Below are 3,748 nucleotides of genomic sequence, written 5' to 3'. Positions count from 1 at the left end.
GCTAACGGGGGATTACCTGTCGGCCGTCGTCCCTATGCCCGGCGACCCTTACGAAAACGTGCTGGCCATCATCGATGTACGCAGCAGCAAACTGATCTACAGCTTTCCATCTGGCCATCGCGATCAGATCCATGACTATGCGTGGGTCGGGGATCGCCGTGTCGTCGCTAGCTTGAGCACACGCGAGGGGTTTCTCGACACCCCTGTTCCTACCGGCGAGCTCATCGCTACGGATATAGACGGCCAACACGGCACGTATCTGTTCGGTTGGCGCGGCAACTCGTCCAATGACACGAACCTGCGTCGTGCTGGCGGCGAGCGCCGCAACGCCGCGGCCACCATCATCGACGCCGACCTGCTCGATGGACACGAGATACTGATTGCCGCCCGTGACTACACATCCAGCCGCAAGGGCGCTATTCCTTCCATCGAACGCCTGAACGTCGATACCGGACACACCCGGCGCGTGGATACCTCACCCGTCACGGATGCTTCCTTCGTCGCCGATCATGACGGGCAGGTGCGCACCGCCCTGGGTACCGGCGATTTCCTGGGCATGCGACTGTGGGCGCGCGGCCCAGGCCAGGACGACAAGGACTGGTGGCTGCTCAACGACTCGGAGAAATCGCGCATCAACGTCCAGCCGATTGGCTTCAATCGGGACAATAGCCGCATCTATGTGAGAGTAAGCCACGCACAGGGCCCAGACTCGATCGAATTGATGAATCCGGCCAATGGCGAACGCACGCTTGTCTATCGGGGAGACTTTGCCGATCCCGGGCCTTTGCTGCCTACCGCCGACGGCAAGGATTTCTACGCCGTGGTAACGCGCGAAGGCATTCCCGACCTGCACTACATCGATCCCTCGTGCCCCGAAGCCATGATGACCAAGGCGCTGGCCTCGAAATTCCCTGGGCAACGCGTGGCCCTGGTCAGCTTCACCCGCAACGGCAAGACCGCGGTGCTGAGCGTCAGCAGCGACCGCAATCCCGGCGACTATTTCCTGTTCGATTTCGACACGCGCAATGCACGCTACGTGCTCAGTCGCAGGCGCTGGATCGAACCGGCCCACATGCGCCCGATGCAGCCCATCACCTTGCAGGCTCGCGATGGACTGACCTTGCATGGCTTTCTTACCGAACCGGAAGGCTCCCGCCCCTATCCGCTGGTCGTGCTACCCCATGGCGGACCGCACGGCATCGCCGATGACTGGGGCTATGACAGCGAAACGCAAATGCTGGCCAGCCGCGGTTACGCCGTGTTGCAGGTCAACTATCGTGGGTCTGGTGGATACGGCCAGGATTTCCAGCAAAAGGGCTATCGGCAGTGGGGACTGTCCATGCAGGACGACCTGACTGACGCCACGCGCTGGGCCATCACGCAGGGCTACGCCGATGCCAGGCGCACTTGTATCTATGGCACCAGCTACGGCGGTTACGCAGCGATCGAGGGCGCCGTACGCGAACCCGAGCTCTATCGCTGCGCCATCGGCTATGCCGGTATCTACGATCTGCGCATCCAGTGGGAAAAGAGCGATACCCAGCGCAGCAACACCGGTACCAGTTATCTCACCACGGTACTGGGCACCGACCGTGACGACCTGCTGCGCCGCTCGCCGCTCAGTGGTATCGATCGCATCCATGCCCGCATCCTGCTTATCCATGGCGGCGCCGACCAGCGCGTCCCGTTCGCCAACTTCCGCGAATTCACCCATGCGCTTGACAAGGCTGGCAAGAAATACGAAAGCCTGACCGAGCCGGACGAGGGGCATGGCTTCTACCTGGAAAGCCATCGATTGGAAGCGAACCGGAAAATCCTGGATTTCCTCGATCAAAACATCGGTAGCCACGCATCCGAACAAGCGACGACAACCCGCCCCTGACCCGTCGTCAATCAACGGCCGCCGCCATGCGACGGCCGTTGATACGGTTCATTTACCCAATGCCATGTTCAGCACATTGGCCAGCCGGCGGCCAGCGATGCGCAAGCGCTCCTCAGCCAACGGCAATTCGGCCTTGACGTACGCATCGTCGATCTTGTGGCTATTGGGGTAGAAACCGGGCTGGGCGGTCGCCAGACAGGATTCTTCGGCCCACTGGGCATAAGGGTTATCAAGCGGCGCGATGGGCGCGGGTAGTTTTACCTGGCCGCGCTTGTCCAGCTCATCGGCATAAGCCTGCCAGTCATGGCTATGCGTGAGCAGCAGGCCCGAATCCCATACGTGATGCAGGTTGGTACCCTTGCCATCCATCTGCACCTGGTATTGATTGCCGCCCTTGTCGTCGCGCGACCCGGCATGCAATGGCTGGTGCTCGTCACCGATGAAGTGCACGACGAATTTCAGTGCTTGCAGGCGCGTCTCATCCGACTGCTTCTTGTCTGCAAGAATTTCAGCATAGTGATCGATCGCGGCGACGACGCACTGACCGTCCGGGCAGTCGCGCGGCGGCTCGTAATTGCATTTATCGTTACCGAAATCGACGTAGTGCAGGCTGCGGGTCTGCTTCCATAAAGCATCCTGGGCCGGATCATTGCGGATCTCGTCGGGCCAGCTCGCCACCTCGGCCAGACGGGTCTTGTGCTCCAGCGACAGCAGGTGTTCAACCTCGGTCTCGGCGGCGGGACTGAGGTGGCGCTGCGCCAGTTCGGCGACCACGCTATGGCCCAGTGGACCCCAGGCCTGCGCCATCGGCGCCACGCCAAGCAGGGCGAGCACGGCAACAGCCAGGCGGCGATGATTCCTCATGTGGTTCGATCCCCTGTGAAGTGAGCATGGGATTCTGCCATACGCAAGAACGCTTGTTTTTACGATTCGGCGACACGGTGGCTTCGGTTCGCTGCCGGTTCGGGCTAACATGACCGCTTTGGCGGTCTGCCCCCGCGACCGCTTGCTGCCCCATCACTTCGGAGGACGCTGTCACATGGCCATCAAGGTTGCCATCAATGGTTACGGTCGTATCGGCCGCAATACCCTGCGCGCACTTTATGAATCCGGTCGCACCCAGGACATCCAGATTGTCGCGGTCAACGACCTTGGCAACGCCGAGACCAATGCGCACCTGACGCAGTACGACACCGCCCATGGCCGCTTCCCGGGCGAAGTCTCGGTGGAAGGCGGCGACCTGGTCGTCAACGGCGACCGCATCAAGGTGCTGGCCGAGCGCGATCCGGCCAAGCTCCCCTGGGGCGACCTGGGCGTGGATGTGGTGCTGGAATCCACCGGTTTCTTCACCTCCAAGGCCAAGGCCAGCGCGCACATCGCCGGCGGCGCCAAGAAGGTGATCATCTCCGCCCCCGGCGACAAGGACGTGGACGGCACCTTCGTCATCGGCGTCAATGACGACCGCCTGACCTCCAGGCACGAGGTGATTTCCAACGCGTCGTGCACCACCAACTGCCTGGCGCCGCTGGCCAAGGTGCTGCATGAAAAGGTCGGCATCGTGCATGGCCTGATGACCACCATCCATGCCTACACCAACGACCAGGTGCTGACCGACGTCTATCACTCGGACCTGCGTCGCGCCCGTAGCGCCACGCACAGCCAGATTCCGACCAAGACCGGTGCCGCTGCCGCCGTGGGCCTGGTGCTGCCGGAGCTCAATGGCAAGCTGGACGGTTTCGCCATGCGCGTACCGACCATCAACGTCTCGGTGGTCGACCTGTCTTTCGTGGCCGCGCGCGAGACCAGCAAGGAAGAGATCGATGCCGCGATCAATGAAGCAGCCAATGGCGCGCTGAAGGGCATCCT

At 62.0% G+C, this 3,748-nt stretch carries 3 protein-coding genes; 2 read left to right on the top strand and 1 reads right to left on the bottom strand.

The annotated features are described in order from the left end of the window. Positions 1 to 1,882: S9 family peptidase (locus VF436_RS16510; protein WP_330905127.1), on the top strand; the 1,882-nt coding region annotated here is incomplete at its 5' end. A gap of 48 nt (positions 1,883 to 1,930) precedes the next feature. Here VF436_RS16510 and VF436_RS16505 read toward each other — a convergent pair. Continuing rightward, positions 1,931 to 2,746, bottom strand: a complete 816-nt coding sequence (locus VF436_RS16505; protein WP_330905126.1) for a S1/P1 nuclease — start codon at positions 2,744 to 2,746, stop codon at positions 1,931 to 1,933. Between the two features lie 175 nt (positions 2,747 to 2,921). Here VF436_RS16505 and VF436_RS16500 point away from each other — a divergent pair. Continuing rightward, the coding region (locus VF436_RS16500) for a type I glyceraldehyde-3-phosphate dehydrogenase (RefSeq protein ID WP_330905125.1) at positions 2,922 to 3,748 on the top strand (827 nt) is incomplete at its 3' end.

Source organism: Dyella sp. (genome assembly GCF_036384435.1).
Taxonomy (GTDB): domain Bacteria; phylum Pseudomonadota; class Gammaproteobacteria; order Xanthomonadales; family Rhodanobacteraceae; genus GSA-30.
Note: the sequence above shows the minus strand (reverse complement) of the source record. Positions and strands in the feature narration are given on the sequence as shown.